This is a genomic window from Clostridium magnum DSM 2767 (genome assembly GCF_001623875.1).
Classification (GTDB): Bacteria; Bacillota; Clostridia; order Clostridiales; family Clostridiaceae; genus Clostridium_AM; species Clostridium_AM magnum.
Window position 1 is genome coordinate 1 of record NZ_LWAE01000018.1, and the last position, 23,659, is coordinate 23,659.

24 protein-coding genes, 1 rRNA gene and 1 pseudogene are annotated in these 23,659 nt (G+C 31.5%); 7 read left to right on the forward strand and 19 right to left on the reverse strand.

Translation table 11 applies throughout. From position 1 onward, the window contains the following. Window positions 1–448 (reverse strand): 16S ribosomal RNA (locus tag CLMAG_RS29510); the annotation flags it as partial. Window positions 449–1,130: 682 nt separating this feature from the next. Between CLMAG_RS29510 and CLMAG_RS29515 the strand changes: the two genes are divergently transcribed. Then, window positions 1,131–1,895 carry a SagB/ThcOx family dehydrogenase gene (locus tag CLMAG_RS29515; protein WP_066631039.1) on the forward strand — a complete coding sequence of 255 codons (765 nt, stop codon included), beginning with the start codon at window positions 1,131–1,133 and terminating at the stop codon, window positions 1,893–1,895. 57 nt (window positions 1,896–1,952) lie between these two features. Here the strand turns inward: CLMAG_RS29515 and CLMAG_RS31330 are convergent, their stop codons facing one another. Continuing rightward, a complete protein-coding gene (locus CLMAG_RS31330) occupies window positions 1,953–2,093 on the reverse strand; it encodes a DUF4003 family protein (protein ID WP_082832150.1) in 141 nt (46 codons plus the stop codon). A 253-nt stretch (window positions 2,094–2,346) separates the two neighbouring features. Here CLMAG_RS31330 and CLMAG_RS29520 point away from each other — a divergent pair, with 253 nt between their 5' ends. From CLMAG_RS29520 to CLMAG_RS29540, 5 genes are all read left to right on the forward strand, one after another. Continuing rightward, window positions 2,347–2,970, forward strand: a complete 624-nt coding sequence (locus CLMAG_RS29520; RefSeq protein ID WP_066631041.1) for a sulfite exporter TauE/SafE family protein — start codon at window positions 2,347–2,349, stop codon at window positions 2,968–2,970. A gap of 7 nt (window positions 2,971–2,977) precedes the next feature. Beyond that, window positions 2,978–4,153 (forward strand): 4Fe-4S binding protein, encoded by a 1,176-nt coding sequence (locus tag CLMAG_RS29525; RefSeq protein WP_066631043.1) that lies wholly within the window; start codon window positions 2,978–2,980, stop codon window positions 4,151–4,153. A gap of 57 nt (window positions 4,154–4,210) precedes the next feature. Beyond that, window positions 4,211–4,660, forward strand: coding sequence for a hypothetical protein (locus CLMAG_RS29530; RefSeq protein WP_066631045.1), 450 nt, complete (start codon window positions 4,211–4,213; stop codon window positions 4,658–4,660). An 85-nt stretch (window positions 4,661–4,745) separates the two neighbouring features. After that, window positions 4,746–5,294 carry a LytTR family DNA-binding domain-containing protein gene (locus tag CLMAG_RS29535; protein WP_066631047.1) on the forward strand — a complete coding sequence of 183 codons (549 nt, stop codon included), beginning with the start codon at window positions 4,746–4,748 and terminating at the stop codon, window positions 5,292–5,294. 10 nt (window positions 5,295–5,304) lie between these two features. After that, a complete protein-coding gene (locus CLMAG_RS29540; RefSeq protein ID WP_066631049.1) occupies window positions 5,305–5,739 on the forward strand; it encodes a hypothetical protein in 435 nt (144 codons plus the stop codon). Window positions 5,740–5,958: 219 nt separating this feature from the next. Here CLMAG_RS29540 and CLMAG_RS29545 read toward each other — a convergent pair whose 3' ends face one another. From CLMAG_RS29545 to CLMAG_RS29610, 17 genes and pseudogenes are all read right to left on the reverse strand, one after another. Continuing rightward, a complete protein-coding gene (locus CLMAG_RS29545) occupies window positions 5,959–6,801 on the reverse strand; it encodes a methyl-accepting chemotaxis protein (protein WP_066631051.1) in 843 nt (280 codons plus the stop codon). Between the two features lie 685 nt (window positions 6,802–7,486). After that, window positions 7,487–9,385 carry a sensor histidine kinase gene (locus CLMAG_RS29550; protein WP_066631053.1) on the reverse strand — a complete coding sequence of 633 codons (1,899 nt, stop codon included), beginning with the start codon at window positions 9,383–9,385 and terminating at the stop codon, window positions 7,487–7,489. Beyond that, entirely contained in the window at window positions 9,382–10,062 is a 681-nt protein-coding gene (locus tag CLMAG_RS29555; protein ID WP_066631056.1) for a response regulator transcription factor, read from the reverse strand. Before CLMAG_RS29555 ends, CLMAG_RS29550 begins: the two co-directional genes overlap by 4 nt. 126 nt (window positions 10,063–10,188) lie before the next feature. Next, window positions 10,189–11,190: a hypothetical protein gene (locus CLMAG_RS29560; RefSeq protein WP_066631058.1), complete on the reverse strand. Its 1,002-nt coding sequence runs from the start codon at window positions 11,188–11,190 to the stop codon at window positions 10,189–10,191. 237 nt (window positions 11,191–11,427) lie between these two features. Next, complete coding sequence (locus CLMAG_RS32850; RefSeq protein WP_161487065.1) at window positions 11,428–11,565, reverse strand: hypothetical protein; 138 nt, start codon at window positions 11,563–11,565, stop codon at window positions 11,428–11,430. Window positions 11,566–11,611: 46 nt separating this feature from the next. Further along, a complete protein-coding gene (locus CLMAG_RS29565) occupies window positions 11,612–12,877 on the reverse strand; it encodes an IS91 family transposase (RefSeq protein ID WP_066631060.1) in 1,266 nt (421 codons plus the stop codon). Window positions 12,878–13,076: 199 nt separating this feature from the next. Further along, entirely contained in the window at window positions 13,077–13,745 is a 669-nt protein-coding gene (locus tag CLMAG_RS29570) for a TVP38/TMEM64 family protein (RefSeq protein WP_066631121.1), read from the reverse strand. A gap of 40 nt (window positions 13,746–13,785) precedes the next feature. Next, window positions 13,786–14,460 (reverse strand): TVP38/TMEM64 family protein, encoded by a 675-nt coding sequence (locus CLMAG_RS34070; protein WP_242873186.1) that lies wholly within the window; start codon window positions 14,458–14,460, stop codon window positions 13,786–13,788. Between the two features lie 595 nt (window positions 14,461–15,055). Next, a complete protein-coding gene (locus tag CLMAG_RS29580; RefSeq protein WP_066631062.1) occupies window positions 15,056–15,760 on the reverse strand; it encodes a YdjY domain-containing protein in 705 nt (234 codons plus the stop codon). A 402-nt stretch (window positions 15,761–16,162) separates the two neighbouring features. Beyond that, complete coding sequence (locus CLMAG_RS29585; RefSeq protein WP_066631123.1) at window positions 16,163–17,515, reverse strand: MFS transporter; 1,353 nt, start codon at window positions 17,513–17,515, stop codon at window positions 16,163–16,165. A 178-nt stretch (window positions 17,516–17,693) separates the two neighbouring features. Beyond that, window positions 17,694–18,275, reverse strand: a pseudogene (locus CLMAG_RS29590) (helix-turn-helix domain-containing protein); the annotation flags it as partial. A 416-nt stretch (window positions 18,276–18,691) separates the two neighbouring features. Continuing rightward, complete coding sequence (locus CLMAG_RS29595) at window positions 18,692–19,681, reverse strand: nucleotidyltransferase family protein (protein ID WP_066631126.1); 990 nt, start codon at window positions 19,679–19,681, stop codon at window positions 18,692–18,694. A 138-nt stretch (window positions 19,682–19,819) separates the two neighbouring features. Then, the gene (locus CLMAG_RS32855) at window positions 19,820–19,969 is read right to left on the reverse strand and encodes a hypothetical protein (RefSeq protein ID WP_161487066.1); all 150 of its coding nucleotides are present in this window, start codon (window positions 19,967–19,969) and stop codon (window positions 19,820–19,822) included. 12 nt (window positions 19,970–19,981) lie between these two features. Continuing rightward, a complete protein-coding gene (locus CLMAG_RS29600; protein WP_066631064.1) occupies window positions 19,982–20,281 on the reverse strand; it encodes a hypothetical protein in 300 nt (99 codons plus the stop codon). Window positions 20,282–20,372: 91 nt separating this feature from the next. Continuing rightward, a complete protein-coding gene (locus CLMAG_RS31340; RefSeq protein WP_242873184.1) occupies window positions 20,373–20,537 on the reverse strand; it encodes a helix-turn-helix domain-containing protein in 165 nt (54 codons plus the stop codon). Between the two features lie 127 nt (window positions 20,538–20,664). Beyond that, on the reverse strand, window positions 20,665–21,042 hold the full coding sequence (locus tag CLMAG_RS29605; protein ID WP_242873185.1) for an RNA polymerase sigma factor: 378 nt from the start codon (window positions 21,040–21,042) through the stop codon (window positions 20,665–20,667). 105 nt (window positions 21,043–21,147) lie between these two features. Further along, entirely contained in the window at window positions 21,148–22,029 is an 882-nt protein-coding gene (locus tag CLMAG_RS29610; RefSeq protein WP_066631066.1) for a PhzF family phenazine biosynthesis protein, read from the reverse strand. Between the two features lie 217 nt (window positions 22,030–22,246). Between CLMAG_RS29610 and CLMAG_RS29615 the strand changes: the two genes are divergently transcribed. Next, window positions 22,247–23,650, forward strand: coding sequence for an aminotransferase-like domain-containing protein (locus tag CLMAG_RS29615; protein ID WP_066631074.1), 1,404 nt, complete (start codon window positions 22,247–22,249; stop codon window positions 23,648–23,650). Window positions 23,651–23,659 lie beyond the last annotated feature (9 nt).

Consider the following 23,659-nt stretch of genomic DNA (forward strand, 5'->3'; position numbering starts at 1 on the left):
TATCGTCCCAAAAGACAGAGCTTTACAACCCGAAGGCCTTCATCACTCACGCGGCGTTGCTGCATCAGGCTTTCGCCCATTGTGCAATATTCCCCACTGCTGCCTCCCGTAGGAGTCTGGACCGTGTCTCAGTTCCAATGTGGCCGATCACCCTCTCAGGTCGGCTACGCATCGTCGCCTTGGTGAGCCTTTACCTCACCAACTAGCTAATGCGCCGCGGGTCCATCTCAAAGCGGATTACTCCTTTAATTAGTCCTTCATGCGAAAAACTAATGTTATGCGGTATTAATCTCCCTTTCGGGAGGCTATCCCCCTCTTTGAGGCAGGTTACCCACGTGTTACTCACCCGTCCGCCGCTAATCCACCCCGAAGGGCTTCATCGCTCGACTTGCATGTGTTAGGCACGCCGCCAGCGTTCGTCCTGAGCCAGGATCAAACTCTCAATTTAAAAGTTTGAATGCTCATTACATTTTTACTCACTACTATATTATAGTAGTTAAAGAATTGCTGGTTTAGTTTATTTAATAAAAGTCATTTTGACTTTCAACCTCTGTTTAATTTTCAAGGATCATGTCGCTTGTTTGCGACCGGATTTATATCTTATCATTTTCATCTTAGCTTGTCAACTAGTAATTTATTACCAGTTAACCGATGTATCTGATCACTATCTGCGATCGGATTTACATTTTATCATCTCTGTGCTTGTCTGTCAATTAGTAAATTGTTACCAAGTTACTCACACCACATTACATTATTGTACTGCGTCTTTAACAGCTTACACATAATATCAAACAAACTTATTTGTTGTTTGCATTTGTCACCTCTTGAAGCGATAAATAGTATCTTAACATGTGTACACATACAGAAAACTATTAATATATCCCTTTAATCATATAATATTCTATTATTATGTCATTATACTTCTACATACTCAATAATTCACATAGTGATACACCAGACTTAGTTTATTCGATGACTATCCTCTCTGGATTCGTTCAACTATCTTTTTAGTTATTAAAATTATGCAGTTTTTCATTTTACTTACTCATTATTAGCGAACGTAACCTATGTTACAGATTTTTCATTGGAATATGATATTATATAGTAAAAATAACGAAGGAGAAAACAATATGTCAAGATATGAACAACATAGAAGTTTTTTAAAGTCTAATTTTAATGAATTTAAAAGTATAAAAACTGATAAGATGAAAGGGATAGCGCAACCGCCAAGCGTTAAATCTTATGGCTTATCTGATAATATTATTAATCTTCCGAAGGTAAGTGAAGGCGTTGTGAAAAAAAGCAATATCTATGAGTGCATAAAGGATAGAAGAAGTACAAGGTTTTATGCAGATGAATCAATAAGTCTTGAAGAATTATCATATTTGCTATGGGCTACCCAAGGTATTTCTGGCACTACTAAGGCTGGACTTACCCTTAGAACTGTTCCCTGTAGTGGTGCAACACACTGCTTTGAGACATATCTATTTATTACAAAGGTCCAAGGCATAAAAAGGGGTATCTACAGATACCTTCCAGTGGAGCACAAACTCTTATTTATGTTTGAGTTAGATGAAATAGATAAAAAAATAGATGAAATTACCCTAGAACAACCTTTTGTACCTAACTTTGCTAAAAAAGCTGCAGTACTTTTTGTTTGGAGTGCTACACCATATCGATCTGAGTGGAAGTTTGATATTACAGCTCACAAAAAAATTCTAATAGATATTGGACACGTATGCCAAAATCTCTATTTAGCTAGTGAATCAGTTGATGCTGGAATATGTGCTATTGCCATATACGACCAAAAGATGATAGACGAGCTTTTATCATTAGATGGAAGTGAAGAATTTACAGTATACCTTGCTGCAGTTGGAAAAAAGTTAGAAAAGTAAAGAACAGGGTTAAACACCCTGTTTAAATTATTGTTAAAAATTATAATCTATTTGCCTTTAAGCATTTTCTTCAACAGCTTCTTCTCCCAAAGCCATAATATGAGATAAATTTTGAAGGTCATTCCCCTTCCAAAATCCTTCTTTATTTAAAGCATTATAACATTCTTCTACTTTCCTCATAGTTTTCTGTACATTCAAATCTGTAGTCGCTAATACTGCTGCAAAAACATAATCATCTTTAGAATTTTATTACACCACCTTTTATTGTATGTTCACCCATTAATTTGTATCAGTTTAATGCATCTTACATGCCCAATATTGCATATTAAAAGAAATCTATAGTTTCGATTTATAAGCTTCAATACAATAGAATTATAGATAAGAAGCCTATCAATTTTAAAATCAATTATTACTTTAATAATAAATTTGTAAAACATGGAGGTACTTTAATATGATAAAAGGCTTTATTCTCGGGCTTTCAAGCGGCGCTTATTGCCTTGCTTCTTGTATTCCTGTATTCGTGCCTTACATTTTGAGTGAAAATAAACAAATAAAGTGGAATTTTATTTGCTTACTCAAATTTATGCTTGGAAGACTTCTAGGCTATATACTCTTTGCACTTCTAGCATGGACTACAGGAAACTATATAATAGATAAATCTGAATATAAAGAAATTATATTTGCTATGTCCTATATATTTTTATCTTTTACACTTATTTTTTACAGCTTTAGAAACTCTCATAGAGTCTGCAATATCAGATACTTCAATAAACTTTTTAACCCTATAAACAATGAAAAAAGCTTCACCATAATATTACTTCTGGGTTTTTTTACGGGTATAAATGTTTGCCCGCCATTTATTTTAGCTTTCTCTGACGCTGCTTTCTTTACTAACATTTCTAGTAGTATTTTGTATTTTATTGCCTTTTTCATAGGTACAGCCATCTATTTTATACCTATTCCATTTATAGGTATTTTAAAAGGTAATCAAGTTAAATTAATAGGTCAAATGTGCTCTTTGGTAATTGGAGTATTTTATATGTATTCAGGAATAATGATGTTTTTAGGGAGATGATATTAAAATGAGCAATTTAGAAATTAACAAATCAACAAAAGTAAGCAAAAATAAAGGAATCTTTAAAGCAATACTGGCTTGCATACCTATATTACTGATAAGTTTTGTTATGATGACAGGTGGAAAAGGAATTTCAAAAGAGCCTTTAATGAAGAGTTCCTTTTTAATAGGATATACTTTTATAAATTTGATATTTTTCTTTATTGTATACACAAAGAAAACCTATAGATACAGAAAAATATTTTTTGTGACCTACGCCTTACTTTTTGCAGTTAGCTTTATGACTAATTTAGTAGAAGTAAGAGGCAGCATTTTCTATAATCAATCCACTTTTATTAATGGTGAAACTCCTTTTTGTCATATGGTAATTCCAATGATTATAATACCAGCTGCTTTAACTAAAACAATAATTTTCCCTGGTTCCCTTTTCGATGGATTTGCCAGCATATCAAGCATGATAATAATTTGGCTTGGTGCCTCTATAGCCTTAGGACGGGGTTGGTGCAGCTGGGCCTGTTTTTATGGTGGCTTTGATGAAGGCTGTTCTTCATTATGTAAAAAAACAAGGCTAAACATAAATAAGAAATGGACTTATCTATCCTTTGCTATCTTAATATCCATTGTGCTCCTATCAGCGGCTACTCTTTCCCCTGTTTATTGTGATTGGCTCTGTCCTTTTAAAGCAGTTACTGAGTCAGAACAAATAACTTCTGTAACAGTATTTTTTAAAGCTGTAGTGTTTTATTCTCTATTTTTAATTTTAGTTATAATATTACCTATACTCACTGGAAAAAGGACACAATGCGGATTATTTTGTCCCTTCGGAGCTTTTCAATCCTTTACTAATAAGATAAATATTTTTGATATAAGGATAGATAAAAATAAATGCTTAAACTGTAAAAAATGTGTAAGGGAATGCCCTACTTATTCTATAGATGAAAATAGTCTATCAAATTCACAAGCTCTTATGACCTGTACTAAGTGTGGAAAATGTATAGATATTTGCCCTGCTTCCGCTATATCTTATCATATAAAGGGCACAAAAATAGGAATAAGAACTAACCTATCAAGATATCTTTTCCTTTATCCTGCTTATATTTTCGCACTGACTATTGGCGGTGGAACAATAATTAATGGACTATTTAGACTTTTAAAGCTTATAACTACAGGAAGCTTTTTTTAGATAAAATAAGTGACACATTAATACAAAATTAAGTTATGTAGAGGAAGGCGTATCAAAATGATTAAATTAAAAGCTATTTTAGGATATATTATTGCTGTTTTAACTTTATTTGTAGTGCTAGCTACTTTTATAGGCAACGACTTTTGTGCTAGAAAGTTTATCAATATAACATCACTAAAAGTTTCTCCTTTATATACTGGTGGTGAAATATCTAAAGTTATTTCTCTAGAAGATTGTCAGCTAAAGATACACAAACCTGTATTCCAAGGACTATTTTCAGACAGATCTAAGGGCTTTGTTGAAGTTGATTATGAAAGCAAAAATATGCCTCAAATAATATCACAAAGCATAGATTTTGATGGTGATGGGAAGATTGACTTTTCTATTAAATATGATATTAAAAACAATAAATCTGAATTTGAGGCTTTAAATAAAAATGTTGTTTCATTAAATGGAGTATATAAAATTAAAAGTGGTTATGCCATTAAAGTAAACCTTAAAAAATAATTTTTAAAAATATAAATCGATGTTAAAAAGTGTTATAATGCAAATGTAATTAATAAGGTAAAAGCAATAAAAATGGGGTTTTTGGATGGAAGTAAATTTGATTTGTTCAGAAAATATAAGAAGAATATTAGAGGAGATGCTTACTAATAGAAAAATAAGAATTAGTAAGGATTCTAAGGTTTGTATTATTGAGAAGGGCTTTGCTTTAGAAGAAGGCAAAATAGGAATATACTTTGATATGAACACTATAAATATTCTAATTGATTATTTAGACCAAGTATCAGCTAGTAAGGAAGAGATAAAAAATGTAATTACAGGAAGATGCCAGGAGGATGAACTTAAGGTATTGACCTATGATAATATTTATTACTTTGAGGCTATGGGAAATGATGTTTTTTGCAGAACAAGGGAAAAAAAATATAAAGTCAGGGAAAAGCTTTATGAATTAGAAGAAAAGTTGGAAGATAAAGGTTTTATAAGAGTAAGTAAATGTTTTATTGTAAATGTAGTGAAGATTGATCGCATTATCTCATGGTTCAATAGTAAGCTAATATTAAAAATTATGAATATAGATGAAGAAGTTTATGTTACACGAAAATATTTAAGTGATTTTAAAAAATTTCTTGGTTTTTGAGGTGATTAGTATGGGAGAGAATTTAAAGGACTTTTTATTTAATTTAATAGTATCTATATTTATTGGATTACTTGTCGGCATGGTTGAAGTAATATCTATAAACATGAATAGTGAGACTGTAACTATACTAATTATGTGTTCAATACTTGGAGGATTTATTGGAACAATTTCTAGGCTTGTTTTTATATATATATTTGACATAAAACAAAAGGGTGTGAACTTAGCATTCATAGCTGTCTTTATTGTAATTGGAGCTATTTCCTGTACTCCATCTGCTTATTATTATTTTGTTGAAGGTATTAAGGTTTCTATAATATCCATAGCACCGATTTTAGTTACAGCAGAACTTCTTGGAATGAGTTTTTGCTATTATTCTTATAGGAGATGTCTGGATTTAAATCTAAAGCTTATAAATAAGAAAAAGCAGTTAGCAAGAAATGATTAGAGCAAGTTTTTACGGAATAGATCAAAATAAGATAAAGAATAGGAGCAACATAAGGGTTACTCCTATTTTATATTTTACTTATTGTATCTTTAGCCCACTGCCTAAAAAATTGTAGTTGTTCTTCAGTATGGATGAATCTATAATTCTTCCATTTTAAAGAATATAAAAAACAAGCTATGACCAGAATGGCTGCAAATGTTAAGCTTACTACAAGGTTTTTTACAGTTCATTTGCAAATTCATCTAAAAGCGCCGCATTAGATGTAAGTTCTTCAATAGTAGCAGTAATTTCTTGAAGACCTCCTGTTTGATTTTTTAATAAATCATTAGACTGTTCAAATCTTTCATATATTTCATTTATTGAATTTTGTATATTATTTAAGATTCTATTTATTTCATTTATTGATTCTTTTGTTGAGTTTGAAAGCTTCCTTATTTCAGATGATACCACGCCAAATCCTTTTCCATATTCTCCTGCTCTAGCTGATTCAATAGCAGCATTTAGTCCAAGTAAATTGGTCTGTTTTGCTATTCCATCAATAAATGTCAAAACTTCATCAGTTTTTTTAGAGCTTTCTTTCGTCTCTTGAATAAAATTTTTAATACTTGCATTTGTTTGATTTATTTGTTGAAACGTAGTAGCCATTTCTACTACATTTGAACTCATATGTGTTAATGCTTCTGATAATATACTTGCTAGATTAGATATTTTTTCTTTTTTTTCTGTTTTGTCAACACTCATACTTACTACCAATGCACCCTCTATATTACCATCAACAAAAACTGGAATTCCAATTGTCTCTACAGGTATTCCAAGAACTTCTTTTGGTATTGTATTATGTATAATTTCTTTTTTTTTCATACATATATCTGCAGCACAACCTTCAGGTATTTTGTCGCCCGTTTTAAGTTTAATTCTTAGGTTTTCTGTATCTTGCACTAAAAGAAATTTTTCAGTATTCGAAATCGTAAAACCTAAGTCTGTTCCAAAGTAATATTTAAAATACGGCATCATATTGTAAAAAGACTCCATTAGCTTATTTTCAGATATTTCATTTATCATTTTCATTTCTCCTTTTTTCATATCAATTACCATTTTACAAAATACTTTTAAATTTGTCAATTGTTAACAAAGTTATACACTAATATTCTGCAAATCAGGCTAAATATTATTTTTATAATGTGATATAATTTTTCGTAGTGAAGTCTTTTAAATACGAGAAGAAAATAAGAATAGTATTTAACCAACTCCTTACCATATTAGCATATTCTTCATCAATAAACTTATCTGTAGAGGTTAACACTCCAGCAATAATAAAATACTGATTTCTTTCGTCATCTACTTCTTTAGCTAATTCTATGGTATCTTTAATAAGCTCATGTTTATCCTTTTTTACTTTTCATTAATGGAAGTAGTATTAAGTTCATAAGATCTATATCCTCTAAGTTTTTATCTTGAAATATTTTACACAAACTTGCAAAGTCTTTATTTTCAATGCCTTACGGCATACTTTTTTGTACAAAAAAACAAAAAATTCCTATATAATAAGAATAGCTTTGGCACGTCCAATTATATGAATAATGGGTAGTTGTATTAGAGTTTTTCTCCACTATTACTAGTAGCATAAATTGTGTAATAACAAAGAGTTCTGTCTATCTCCCAATTACTTCTATACCAGCCTTTACTGACCATATAATTAGAAATACAAATGGTGTTATTATAACAATTTTAGGAGTACTATGTGATACTAAAGCTTCAGAGTAAAATAAAATCTCACTCCGCTGTCAGTGTTTTCTACACCAAAATTACTTTCATGTAATAAAAGAATATTTTTCACTATAGGCAAACCAAGACCAGTACCCCCAGTTTTTCTGTCTCTAGATTTTTCAACTCTGTAGAATCTATCCCAAATTTTAATTAAATCCTCTTCCAGAATATGCTCACCACTATTTTCAATGGAGACATAAGCACTGCAGTCCTTTTTAACAACATTTATTTGAATATTTCCGTTAATACTGGTATGTCTTATGGCATTACTTAAAATATTCGTTATAACTTGCTCGATCCTTCTCCTATCTGCATAAACTTCAATATCGGCTTGTTCATACTGAAGTTCAACAAGTAGATTTTTTTCATTGGCACGAGTCAATAGTCTGCTTTGAACTTCATCTATGAGATTAATAACATGAAAGTGCTCTAGTTTTAGTTTGTATACTTTTGATTCAAGTCTTGAAAGATCAAGTAAATCCAATACTAGTTCATCCATTTTTCCAATTTCATCTAAGATAACATCAATATAATATTCTCTTTTTTCTTCTGCAATGTTATCCTTAACTCCTTCAGCAAAGCCTTTTATAACTCCTAAAGGGGTCTTAAATTCATGAGAGACACTGGCGATAAATTCTTTACGCATTTTTTCAAGGCTTCTTTCTTTATCTATGTCTTTTTGAAGCTCTTCATTTGCAATTTTTAACTCCCATAAACTGCTACTAAGGTTTTTAGATAACAGATTCAAACTTGTTGAAAGACTACCTAATTCATCTTTAGAATGTATTTCACATTCCTCAGAAAAGTCCAAATCTGCCATTTTTACAGCTACTCGATTCATTTTAAGTAACGGCTTAGATAGAATATTTGAAAAAAGAAGAGACATCCCAATTATTACTAAAAGTGCAAATAAAAAAGCGTAAAAATAGTAGAGTTTCATGGTATCTATAGCCTCACCTACTGGCTGTAAAGAAGTAATAACAAATATAAACTCCGAAATCTTATTATCTTTAATGATCGGCTTTACAAGTGCTATATTATCCATACCATTAGATCCACCTGAATAGTGGAAGTTGCTTATTTTATTTGGCTTCAAACCAATTTTTTGGGGTTTTAAAATCCAGTTCCAATAGTCAATAGAGGTCCAGAGCAAATCTGTATTATAATTTGATAATTGTTCGATTTGAGATGGAATATTTAATTCTATGATTTTCCCAACAATCTTTTCTAATTTAAAATTGATTACTGGCTTAACCGCTTCTACGTCCTCTGAATAAGTTGCACTAGTTATGCTGGGAATTTCTACAGTTTTTGAAACATTACTCCCAAAATCATTTACAGGGGTAGCTTCTTTACTTACAGCTGTCACTCCTTTGCTATTCACAAATCTAAGATTTGAATTCTCCCACTTTTCATTTCCATTTTTTATACTTAGTAAGGATAAAACTTGGCTAAAATCATCACCAAAATACCCTCCAACTTCAATCTCATCACCTTTTGTAAGTTTTAAGTTTTGAAATCCATCTAAATATGCTATGCTGCTTAATGGTAGTTTAATTTTGTTTCTTGAAGAAGACTCTATAATAATTTCAAAATTAGGAGTATATTTTACATTTCCATTTGCATCTAACACTGCAATTTGGGCATTATTTTGGTCTGTAAATTTGTTTATATTTTTGGTAATAGTAGAACTGTCCCAAGTTTCATTTTGGTATTGTTGGCTGAAATTATTTAAGTTTTTTTGAAGTTTGGAAATCTTAGTAGTTATATAGAATTTCTTAAAGAACATAGTTTGCGCTGTTATAAAAAGCGCTAAAAAAACAGTAAAAGATAGCAATGTGATAATAAATAACTTAAATACAATGCTTCTTTTATTCATTTAGATACCTCAAATTTATATCCAGCACCAATGATGGTGGATATGCAAATGGCTTTCTCTCCAAGTTTACTTCTAAGCTTTTTTATATGAGTATCAACAGTTCTTAAATCTCCATAATAATCGTAGCCCCAAACTTTACTTAAAATAACTTCTCTTGACAATACAATATCCTTATTTTCCATCATATAAAACATAAGCTCAAACTCTTTTGTGGAAAAGTCCACTGATCTTTCATCTATTTTAACAGTACGAGATAGTCTGTTTATTTCTATGCCATTGTAAGTTAAAATTCCATCTGCTTTACCTACGGAACCTTCCGTTCTTTTTAGTAACATTTTCGACTTAGCCACCAATACTCTCGGACTGAAGGGCTTTGTTACATAGTCATCAGAGCCTAAATCATACCCCATTAATTTATCTTCTTCATCAGACCTTGCTGTAAGCATAATAATAGGTACATCTGATATTTTTCTTAGTCTTTTACAAACTGACCACCCATCTAACTTAGGAATCATAATATCCAAAATAATCAAATTAATTTCCTCTTTTTCAAAAATATCCATAGCTTGTCTACCATCTTCCGCTTCGAAGATATGGAAATCTTCTTTTATAAAATAATCTGCAACAATTTCTCGTATTCTTTCATCATCTTCAACTAACAGAATATTTCTGCTCATAATGCTAAAACCTCGCTTTTTATTTAATAGATAATCCCTTAGCACAAAAGAAAAATTATACCACAACCACAAGAATACCTGCTTATATTATACTATAAGCAGGTGCCAAATTATATTAGCAATATACTATTTAGAGCTAGCTAGTTTTAAAGTCTTTCCATTTGCATTTATTTCACTTGCAATGAAGAATAATTTATCTTGTTCTCCATCTTTACTAGCTACGGCAGCCACAGCAGGAACAGCAGAAGAAGTATCTTTTATGTCAGATTTTGTATTTGCTAAATCAGGAGTACCAGTTTTATCAACTGTAGTGCCTTTCGAGTCGGAACTTTCAGTAGCCTTAACAGCTTCAACGCCGATGGAAGTTTTAGAAAAATCCATAGCTTTTAAGGATACCTCTGTACCACCCTTCAAATTTAAATCTTTAAATCCATCTAATTTAGAAAACTCATTAAGAGGTACAGTATAAGTTTTGCCATCTTTTCCTTTTACGTCGATTTCATATTCTCCTATTTTTTCAATAGTACCAGTTAGTTCTGTTAGTTCAGATATAGCAGGAACTACTTGAGTAATACTATCTAGATCTAGTTTTAAAGTCTTTCCGTTTGCAGTTAACTCACTTGCAATAAAGAATAATTTATCTTGTTCTCCATCTTTACTAGCTATAGGAACCATAGTAGAAAGATTATCTTTATTGTTAGATTGTATATTTTTTAAATCAGAAATTTTTTCAATAGAAATACCTACTTTGCCAACTTTAATGTCTTTCGAGTCTGAACTTTCAGTAGCCTTAGTAGCTTTTACGCCAATGGAAGTTTTAGAAAAATCCATACCTTTTAAAGATATCTCTGTACCAACCTTCAAATTTAAATCCTTAAATCCATCTTGTTTAGAAAATTCGTTAACAGGTACAGTATAGACTTTTCCATCTTTTGCTTTTACTTCAATTTTATTTTCTCCTATTTTTTCAATGCTACCGGTTAGATTTGTTAACGCATTCAAAGTAGAAACACTTTGAGTAATTTTCACCGGTGAATTTTTTTCCTTGTTGTCAGCAGCAAAAGATTTTACATGTAATGTAGTCACCGTTGCAGCTATTAGTAAAGATGTTAAAATTATTTTTTTCATAATTTATTTCCTCCATTTATTTATTATTTGTTACAAGATGATTATATTTTTCTGGTGTGTACTTCCTGTGTCCCTCACATTAACATTCAGCGAACAATGAATAAATTGAAGTAAAAATATCAAAAAAATAGTGCTGCTTTAGTAATTAACATTAATCTTAATTACTTGAAATTTTATATATAAAAAAATCCCCTTTCGGGGACTATGTTTAGAAAGGGATACATTCAGCATCTTCTGTTAGATATGAATGTTCCTCTTCTTTTTTTCACCAGAATAATAAAAATCTGCATTACAATTAGGACATACCATAACAGGCATACCCTTTCTTTTACTATTCTGCTTTTCATCATATTTCTCATTACAATAAATATCCATATCTGCAAACTCATATACGATATCGGCGGGAGCCCACTCCCAATACTTACATTTTAAGCAATGATATTTGTATAACTTTTCTGTGTAACGGCGTTCTACTAACAGGATCATATAATATATCCTCCACATTTCTAGTTTCTCTTATATCATATATTATCCCATAGTCGTTATGCCATATTTTCCAAAGAATTTTTTCTATTTCGCATCGTTTACACTGGATTGGATTTCTTCCAAAGCTATCTATAATTCTTCCTTTCCAAGTCTTTTTCTTTTCTACTTCTTGCTTTTTATCTCTAAGTAATCTCTCTATAGACATTTGCTTGATAAAATTATATAAATGAACTATTTCCTTGGATATTTTATTTCTTCTCCTTGAATATAATCCATATCTCCTAACTGTTTTAAATCCCTTTGGTACTATATGTTGTGTTATTTTTCCTATGAACTCTAGTACATTCATGCTAACCCTTGTTTTGTGACCATCATCATGATCTTCGTACCAAAAGGTAACATTATCACCGTCATATTCTTCTATTCTATATTCTGCTATCGCAGCTCTAGCAAGGTATCTACCTATATATTTAACTGCTTGTCTAGTATCGTCTAATCTCCTTTTTGCATTTACATAAAATCCTTTAGGGTATTTTTTATACATATTACTGATTAGTTGCCTTGTCTTATAACAATTAAAATGTTTCTTAATTATATCTAGTAATACCTTTTGCCATGCTTTCTTTAAAAACGGATAAGGTATATACTCTACACTTTTCCACCATTTATTATTTTTATCTACAGCTCCCTCAGTAACTAAAGCATGTACATGTGGATTCCACTTTAAATCTCTACCAAATGTATGTATTACCGCAATTACTTCTACTTCATAATCACAATTCTTATTCTTTTTATACCAATGAGAAATAACATTATATACACCATCCTGTAATTCTTTTAATAGTTCTCGCCTACTATAGAAAAAGTTCCTAAGATCTTCAGGCATTGTAAATACACTGTATCTAAGAACAACTCTCAACATGTTTTGCTGCTGTCTTTCTGCCCATTTTAGAGTATAAAGCCTACCACATCTGTTACAAAACTTACTTTTACATGTAAAAGGTACTTTAGTTATATCTCCACATTCTTCGCAAATATATTCAGCAAATCCATTCTTAATATCACTACAACTAATAGCCTTGTTTACTAAACCATCTATATGATCCCGCATATTCTCAGGAACCCTATACCAATATTTATTTTTAAAATCATCATACCTATCAATTAATATCTCTTTAATAGTTATTTTTTCTGTATTCATATATTAATATTACCACAAGTTATCCACAGATTTAAATTTTTATAATTTCCTATAGAATAAAAAAATAGCACACGTGAAAAAAGTGTGCTATTTTTTTGTGAATTTATCTCAATCTATACATTTCTCAGATACCCCTTGTAATTCTATCCCTACTTTTTATAATATTGTTTAGCCAATCCAAAAGGTTTTGCTCCATTTATTATTTTCCAATTATATTTTCTCTCTTTTTAGAAACCATCTTCCCTAACAGTATTGACCCTAAAGTAAGCAGTATTACTAGCACTATAGAAATTATAAACTCTGGTGAGTGTACATCTAATATCTTGTCCCCTACATTTAGAAATATTACTGTCCCTGGCAAAATTCCTATAATTGTAGCAATAGTATATTTGCTAAAAGGGATATTAGTGAGCCCAGATGCATAGTTAATTACATTGTAGGGCATTGCTGGTATTAGCCTGCATATAAATACAATTAGAAAGCTTTCTTTTCCTTTTGCTCTTATAAACTTATCCCACCATTTTTTTGGCATCTTCTCTTCTAGGTATTTATTTACCATATCTCTCGCCAATACTTTAGCCAGCCAAAACATCAAGGAACTATTAAGCGCTGCACCAATTAAAGTATATAGTGTACCTGTCCAAAGGCCAAATGAAAGACCTCCTGCCAATGCCAATATAGGAACTGGAAAGAAAAATACTGGCAGCGCAACCCACACAAGAATATATGCAATGGGTGCTAGCGTGCCAAATCCAGTTATCCAATCACGAATGGCTTGTGCAGTAATATTGGATAGAAAGGTATTGTAGATTATAAAAAGAGCTATTGTCAATACAATGATAATAACCTGTTTTAATCCTTTTGACATATATTCTATCTCCTTTCCTAAAATAGAAGCCTGATGTATATTACACCAGGCCCTCATTATATTCATCTTTTTCTTCTTTTTTGTCACCTTTATGCTTATCACTATATACTTTCTTTGCAATACCTATTACTATCGATAAAGCAAATAGTGTTAATAGTCCAACAAACAATTTTTGTGCTCCACCTGTAAGTGTTCCACCAACGTATGAATACACGATTGTCGCTGGTAATTGACCTAAACCTGTTGCTATGAAGAATGCCCAAAATTTCATATTAGTAAGACCTGCCGCATAACTTACAAAATCAAATGAAACAAATGGTAAAAGTCTACAGATTGCTATTGCATACTTTCCGTATCTTTCGAAGAAAACATCTATACTTTCCATTGCACCTTTGCTAGTAAGTTTTTCAACAGCGTCTCTACCAAGCACCCTCGCTATAAAGAAGCATAGTGCAGCCCCTGCCATAGCAGATGACCAAGATAGTATTGCTCCTTGCCACCATCCAAATATAGCTGCATTTGAAAGGGTAATTAGAAAAGCTGGAATTGGTGCAACAATTGACTGAAGAACCATAAGAGTAAATGACACTATTACAGCTAATTTACCATAGGACCTCAGGTAATCAATTACTACTGCTGTATCTAGCTTTGATATTGTATTAAAAGCCCTATTTAATCCATCATGAAGAGAAGGAATCGTAAAGTAGCAAATCATAAAAATTACTATACCAACAATTGCAATGATTCTTCCAATTCTTCTGTTTTTCTTAACTTTTGCAATTTGCTCTTCATCCAATTCTTCTCTCAAGTCTTTTAGCTTTAACTCTTTTTCTTTCAAAGCTTTTCTTTCTTCCTTAGTATATTCCTTCTGATATTTCTTAACAGTAAGGATAATATGTAGGTTTATCAGATTTACTATTACTGCAAATACAATGAAAATAGGTTGTATCTCTGATACAGGATTTGTAAGCAATAGTGTTTCCTTCGTAATATAAAGAAATTGTTGCAGTCTTCCTGTCAATAAAGCTATCAGTATAGCTATTAATTCAATAACATAAAATGAATGCTTCCAATCTAGTCTTTTCTTAGCAATACCGACCATAAGTCCAAAGCCTGTAAAAATATACATTACTAACCCTAGTCCTATCATCATTTCATATGCTACGCTAAAGAACAGTAACATATTTATAAGAAAGCCTAGTGCTATACCTGTAGTAGTATAGTAAAGCAGCAATCTTAGTTTTCTCATCAATTAACCTCCTAAATTATTCTGTATGGCAATCCCATACAAATTTAAAACGTAAGCTACACTATTTGGCAATTGAATATATTGTAGCTACATAAGTTCCGTCTTTTGGAAGTATGTCTTGATTTCCAGTAAATTTAACTTCTTTAGTTTTTTCTACTGAACCATAAGTGTAAGTAGAGTTAGATATTATACCAACTGGGCAACTATCAAGACAAGATAGGCATCCAGTATTCTTAGCTTTAGCTCTATCTAGGTTTCCTCCAAATTTGAAGGCGATTTTCTTTCCATTGCTATCTTTAATAACTTCGTTAACATCATATTCCTTACCAGCACCATTCCAAGTAACCTTTAGATTAATTGCTGTACCTTCAACTTTAGTAGTTGTAGCATTATCAGGGGTCATATTGTTTCCTGGCTTAGCTCCTATCTCTATAAGTGCATTATAGAATTGTTCTGGATTTGCATATGCAGTAAGTACAGACTTAGCTCCATTAGATCCATCCTTAAATACTGAAGCGTGACGAGTTACCTCTGTAAAATACTTACCATTTACTTGACTAAGTACAGTTATAGTACCAGCTTCCTTATCAACTTTTATAGGATTTTTTAGTGATACACCAGCTACTTCATCAGGTGCTTTTGCCTTCTCTTCCTGTTTTTGAGAACCAGCTGAGTCTCCTCCACTATTTTTGGAACTACATCCAACAGCTCCTATCATGCTCATACATAGTACTGCTGCAATAATTGCTTTTTTCCTAAAGTTCATTCCCCATTCCTCCCAATCAAAATATAATAATATGTTTCTTTATTAACTATTACCCATAGATTAGTTCCATTTTATTTTAAGGGTAATTTAGTTTGCTTTCAAATAGAAAAAATTTATAGATGCTTGTCGAACTATAACGAAAACTTATTGCATCGTCAATTGTGCATTATAATCTAAAATTAGTTAGAATAATACATAAACTAAACAAAGAAAATAAAAAGAACATATATGTCTAAGCTAACTTAAACTATATGTTCCCCACTTCATTTATCATTGGCCCTCTTTTTTCATGTTTCCTAGTATCCTATATTTTTTCAACTTTATCACAGCCTCTTTTCTGTGTCTATCTTACAGGGTACAGTTTACCCCTTTATTTTAAACACTTAGATATTTTTAAATATTTTATTTAAAATCTCCTTCGGCAAGTTCATCAAGGGATTTTCCTTTGGTTTCCTTTTTCACTAGGAAAATCGCCGCCAATAGACCTAAAACTGCTGGAATAGCATAAAACATGAACGATACTGCGTATCCTTTTCCCATCCCAATGACTATACCAGCAACAATTGGTGCACTGGCTCCACCGATTCGACCAAATGCATGACACCAAGACACACCGGTATTTCTGAATTCTGTTGGATAAGCCTCTGCCATTAGAGGTTGTATCGCTGTAATGGAATAATTGACAGCAAAACCCAAGAAAATACACGCAGCTAGAATAGTATCAAAACCACCGCCTATGTTTGCCATAATGATAACAGAGATAGCGGCAACAAAAAAGGAAATTATAAGATTCTTTTTACGGCCAACCGCTTCAGCTACAAAACCAGTGGAACAATTAGCAATTACAGCAGCTGCATTCTGAGCGATTGCCAGTCCGTAAGCCGAAGACATCTTTAAACCCTTTTCTAACATCAATGAAGGCAGCCAGGCATTGATGCCATAAACAATAAAACAACCACAAAAATACATTATCCAAATACCGATAGTAATTCCAATATATCTTTTAGAGAAGAGCGCTTTTGGTCCAGCTTCTTTAGGTGGTGGTGGAATAACCAATGCCTCAATATCCCAATCAGTAGATTTACCCATTGCAGTAAATTCAATACTTTGAAGAGCTTTAACCGCTTTTTCCCTATATCCTTTATTAGCTAACCAATAAGCTGACTCAGGCATTTTAAAGTACAAGAAAATGGAATATAAGAATGGAATACCGCCAATCAAGTAACAAAGCCTCCAGCCAAACGCAGGAACAACAGCAGTAGCAACTAGACCAGCAATTACCCAACCGACAATCATCCATGCCATTCCAAAGGTTATGAAAATAGCTCGTCTATTTGTTGGCGTAGATTCGGAATAAGTAGTGGTTACAACTGGAATACATGCTCCTAGTCCCACTCCGGCAAATATACGGAAAAGTGCAAAAATCGTAAAACTATTAGAAAAATATATTGGAATAGTTAGAAGGGAATATAATCCAATAGCCACCACTAATGTCTTCCGTCTTCCAATTTTATCAGAAATGATGCCTGAGAGTGCACCTCCAAAAATTAAACCAATGAGGCTCCAAGAAGACAAGCTACCTTTAGCTACTGCACTTAAGCCCCACTCTTTAGCTATTTGCGGCATTGTGTAGGATACAATCATATAATCATAGCCGTCAAACACCATAGCGAGGCCAAGAAGGAAAAACATTTTCCAGGTAAATTTGTTAACACCAAGGGAATCCATTACTTCAGATATACTGAAATTTTTCAACATGTAGTTCTCCTTTCTATTAATAAATTTGCATAGTAACCTTCTTGCAGCGTTTTTATAATACGTTCTGATGTATAAAAAACCCAACATGTAATCAATTACATATTGAAAATAGAATACCATATTTATTTTTACAATTCACCTTACACAATGCTGAAATTTGCTATCTTTATTTATACAAAATGTTAGGATCTAGCTCACTTTTATGAATTTTATTTAAAGCTTCTATTGCCTTATCTTCTTCTCCTATTACAGGATAATATGCACCCAACTGAAATAATGCTTGTTCCACTAACTCCACTTTACTACAATTTTGAGATACATCTTCAAATAATTGAATAGAATATCCCATTACCTTTTTACACTTTTCCTCATCCATCCACTTCCAAGAATACATATTAAACAAAAACCCTATTCTAAGCTTTAAATAATAACTATGAGGATATTTAGCTATATATTTCTTACTCATATCTATAGCATTATTTAATTCACCACTACTAAAAAGCTTCTCACATTCACTAAATATATTCATAACTTCCTCGTCTGAAAGCTCAATTTTAAAATTTAAAAGCGTATCAATAGTAACGTTAAAAAAGGTTGCAAGTATTGGTAATAATGTTATGTCCGGGTATGAAATCTCACTTTCCCATTTCGATACCGCTGCTGTAGATACACCAATAAAATTTGCTAGTTGATCTTGTGTAATCCCTTTTTCTTTTCTCAATCTATAAATAACATCACCTATTAGTAATTTACCCACTCTTTATCACTCCATATTTTATTATAGGGCCCTATATCTATAGTATAGCTTAATTCCTAGCAGATACCAATGGACTTATGGTTAAATATACCATTAAAAACTTAACTGATAGTTAAGTTTCACTAGATCCTGAATAGTTATTTCTTTCCTTTTTCTTTCCATAGTTATTAACCTCTTCTTTTACTAAGGTCAAAGAATAATCATTTTCTCTACATAAATAAACCATGCTATACCTCTTTCAAGTTTTTATCCTTACCCAATGCCCCAAATTCCCTTTCTCCCCATCTTGGCTTCCTTTACATATTTTCCAAAATAGCCTCTATACTTTATATCTGGTCTATATATCATAGCAAGCAGGAACTTGCAGTTCCTGCAATGGGGTCAGACACCATTGTGAAAGACTTGTCTCGAACTTACTAATCAACAAGGTCATTCTGGAATCTTGAAAGATGCTCATAGGGAAGAATAAGTCTTCCGCGGTAGAGGCCACAGCCATCGTTAATAAGGGAATTATTCACTGCTGAAAACATATTTACATCCACTTTTGATAATTCAAGCTGATGCAATATGATACCTCTTTCATATGCATCATCAAAATAAATATTTTCTCCTTTTGGAATTGCATCGCGCCTAGCTCTTTCACTTTCCTGGCGTTTTTCGTAACCTAAATGATTGGCAGGACCAATCTCAGCAAAATCGTCCATTTCTTTTGTACGAAGTTGTACTTCCACATAAGAACGGGAAATGTTATCATAAAATGTTATATGCAGTGAACGATAGCCACTAGACTCTGAATTTGCAATATAATCTCTATAGTACGGACTTACGCTCTCTTTTAACAAGGGCGATTTTTTCTGACCGGTTAAAGAAGACAGTTCTGCGGTAAATCCACGTTCCTCCAGGAAACCAAGCAACTGGTTGGCAACATCATATAAATATTTTATTTCTTCATCTTCGCAACTCTCCCCTTCTTTCAGATGACATTTTGGAAGAGAAATCACGATTCTGTATGCAATCAGGTCCCGAAAACAGTTTAAACAGTTTTTCAGTTCAGGAAGAGAAGGGTAATTGCCCTGTTCAATGTAATACTTGTAAATATATTCCACAATATATCCGTTAAATTTTGCTTCCGCGCGTATCAGAGATTTAATTCGTCCCTTAAAAGTAAATGCAAGAAAAGGATATTCATTTGCCATAAATTTATAGAATTCTCGAATTCGCTGAGACTGCGAAGTCAGAAAATCGTTGTGCTGCCAAAGTTCCGCAATTTGAAGTAGAAAATTACAGTGCACAAGATCAATCTGATTATGAGTTTCTTTCGCCGACTGTTTCAAATCATCAGCATATCTCTTTAAAATCCTAAGAACGGTATCGCCTGAGTATAAATAATCATTTAATTTTTTCATAATAATTTTCTGCATCTGTTCAATTTTTTCACAGATGCACTTTCCTCTCCTAAGTGTTTGAATATCTATTTATTAAAAGATAATCAAAATATCCAACTTATTTTATCGCTCACACAAAATCAAATATAACAGATATATTCAATCATGGCTAGTTCTTTTTGTACTATAGTGTGTTCCTTTTCCCCTTGCCTTACCATTAATAATCTCAATATTGCTCCTGCGTTTTATTTCTGTTTGAACTTGTTCAAAAATTTCAGATTCTATAATCTGTTCATGAGTATTCTTCATCAATGATAAGTTTCACAGCTTCTCTTGCACATTTAATTTGAAGATTATTATCTTTCCATATACAACAACCATTTTACTTTTCTTTTTTTCAATAGATAGACTACTACTGCTTATTTGATACATTTTCTTTCTTAATTTGAATATTTGTAATGGCAGTAATAGATAAAAATCATCATTTTCCTTTACTAAATTACTTTCGCTTGTTATAGTACATAATAAAAGCTTCCATAGTTCATCATCTATCTCAGCTACACTATACAAAAAGAACGCAAATAGATTTGAATTTACACAAAAATCTATTTGCGTTCCCACACCCCATGCAAAGTGAAAAACTTTTAGCCCATTAGAAACAGACCAAAAGCCTCCTTTTCAATTTTGCATTGACTTATCAAATATTATAACACTATTCCAATATCTTTTTCACTTGATCTTCTGATATATTACACTCTTTCGCTATTTGACTTATTGTATATCCTTCAGTTGAAAGCTTTAATACTTTTTTTGTCAAAAGAATTCCTTCTTCTCTTTCTGTCGTATATAATTTAAGAAATAAATTTTTACTGTTCATACTCTCCTCGCTTTAAATATAGCTTCCTTTTATATCTGTATTTATTGTGCAAACAGAATATGCCTTTGCTAATTTCATACTGACTATATTTAATATAAGGCAAATTTCAACTAACTCAAAATTTCTTTTATAGTAAAACTAATGAGAATGCTATTCGTTGATGCAGTGTAAGGCGCCTTACCATTGCAAGAAAGCAACCATTTTGTAGTTCACGGATACTTTCCTCTACAATTACCTCATCTTCAGGTTTTGGAGGATTGTTCACAAATAAATATCCTTCTTTCTCAAGAGAATTAATATCATCATAAGGTAATTCACTATAAGCTTTGCTTTTTCTTTCTTTCATTAGAAAATTATTAAAGCATATTTTTCGCAACCAAGCCTTAATTGCATTGGGATTGTCCAAGGTTTCAATATTTTGCCATGCACTAATGAATGTTTCCTGGACTAAATCTTCTGCTATATGTGGATGACAAGATAATTTTAAGGCATAATTAAAAAACATACATACCATATGTATTTATTATTATCTCAATATCCATTAACTGACTTCATTTCTATATTTTTTTATTAATTATATCATAAAACTTAATTAAGAATGTTGTGTATATTATAAATAATATTCTCCACTAATTTTAACTGTTGCACTTCCACCAAAAATAACATTACTTCCTTTAGTAGCTAGCTTAACAATATTAAATATCCTATCAATTCCACCTTGTTCTATAGATACAGGGTTTCCGTCCCACATATTATTTTTAAGCATATAGTAGGCAAAGGCGCTATTACCTGAACCTGTCGCTGGATCTTCCAGATATCCAAACTTAGGTGAAAATACTCTTGTATGTGCAATATTCTTATTATCTTTCACTTCTGTTGAGTAGATTAATATAATATCCATGCCATTATTATTGCAAAATTCTTCCAACTTTTTTATATCCGGAAAAATATTAATCTCATCCTTTAAATTTGATATAGGTACTATTAGTGTTGGTAAACCTGCATTAATTAAATCAATAGGATATTTATCTGAAATACTTTCAACTGATATTCCTAAATTTTCTGCTGCTTCCTTAGCCGTTATATTTGTTCCTATATAAATTGGTTTTGGTGCAGTTATATAAACAGCATCTTGATCTCTTAATTCATTATAAACAGTTAAAATCCCCTTTTTATTTGTATCCATCAAAATCTCACTTTTAAATAATAAACTTTCTGTATTTTTAATTAAATCATACATACAGGCAATTGTTCCATGACCACAGAAATCAACTTCACATTCTGAAGAATAATATGTTAACTTACAGTCTGCCTCTAATGAGCTACTGCAAAATACAAATTCTGAAACAAACCCTTTATGTTCCTTTGCAATATTTAGCATCTTACTATGTGATAAATTTTCATTTTCTTTAAGATAAATACAAGCTGCTGGGTTTCCTAAAGATTTATTACTAGTAAATGCATCAATTTTTTTATAACCATACTTTTTCATCAATGATCTCTCCTCTAATTAATTTCTTAAACCATGTACCAATTTCAAATCACTTTCGAAATTATAATTTCGTATTTTATCCAACATAGGGCTCATAAACTTTTTTCTTTACCATAATAAGGATTCCCCTTAATTATTAACATAATTTAACTATACATTTGTTTATTTATTAATACAATGTTAAAATTGTATCTAGTACAATAAAGAAGGTGATTGAATGATAGATAATTACGGCAATGAAATTACATGGATTCCGGTTATTAAAGAAAAAAACGAACCTATATATATTTCAATTGCCAATTGCTTAGAAGAAGACATTGAAAAAGGCATATTAGAGGGTGGTTTTAAATTACCTCCTCAGAGAGTAATTGCTAACTATTTAGGTATTAATCATGGTACAGTAACTCGTGCTTATAAGTTATGTGAAGAAAAGGGATTAATAAAAGGAATTATTGGGAAAGGTACCTTTGTTAGTTGCTATGCAGGAGTACCACAAAATGTACTTGGAATTTGTACTAATTCAAACGTTATAGAAATGGGAATGGTTCTCCCATTATATGAAGTTAATAAAATCGTCGAACCCTATTTAAAAGATCTATACCAAAACTTAGATTACGGATTAGCTTTAAGATATGCACCACCAGAGGGGCATCTTAAGCATAGATATATAGCATCAAAATGGCTCAAAAGACTTGGTATTCAATATTCACCAGAACAAATTATTATAACTTCCGGAACACAAAATGCTATGGCAGTAATATTGGCAAGCTTATTTGATAAGGGTGACCGTATAATAGTTGATGAATATACTTATACAGGTTTTATAAGTCTTTCAAAGTTCTTTGGCATAATACTTGTGCCAGTTAAAACTAACGAAGATGGAATTGATATAGATGAATTAAAACGAACTTGTAAAAGAGAAGCTGTAAAGGGCATATATTTGATTCCCGATTGTCATAACCCTACAACTGCTAGATTGAACACTAAAAAGAGAGTGGAAATTGCTAAAATTATTGAAAAAAATAATCTATTATTAATTGAAGATAATCCATATAGTTTTACAGTACAAGATAAAATTAAACCTATAAGTTATTATCTCGCTGAAAAGAGTATTTATATACATGGTACATGTAAATCTATAAGTTCAACTTTTAGAATTTCATATATTGCATCACCACAAAGATATTTAAAACAACTGATTCATGGAGTTAACAATTTTACATGGATGGCCTCTCCAATAAATGCAGAAATTATATCTCAGATAATAAATTCATCAAAATACGATGAACTAATTTCATCAAAAATTTCAAAAATTAAAGAGCGTAATCGCCTAGTTGATTATATACTTAATGACTATCACATAATTCCAAATGAAACATCCTTTTTTAGATACTTAATACTACCGCAAGCTATTTCTGATAAAGATCTTGAAATAGCTTGTTTAGAAAAAGGAGTTCAAGTATTTTCATCAAAGCGTTTTTCTGTAGGTACCCACCCAAACAAAAACGCAATTAGACTATCTATTAGTGGACCAGAAAGTATTGATGACTTAAGAAAAGGATTATTAATTGTTAAAGAAGCTATAAAATTATTAGAAACAGATATAAATTTAATAATATAATATGTTTAG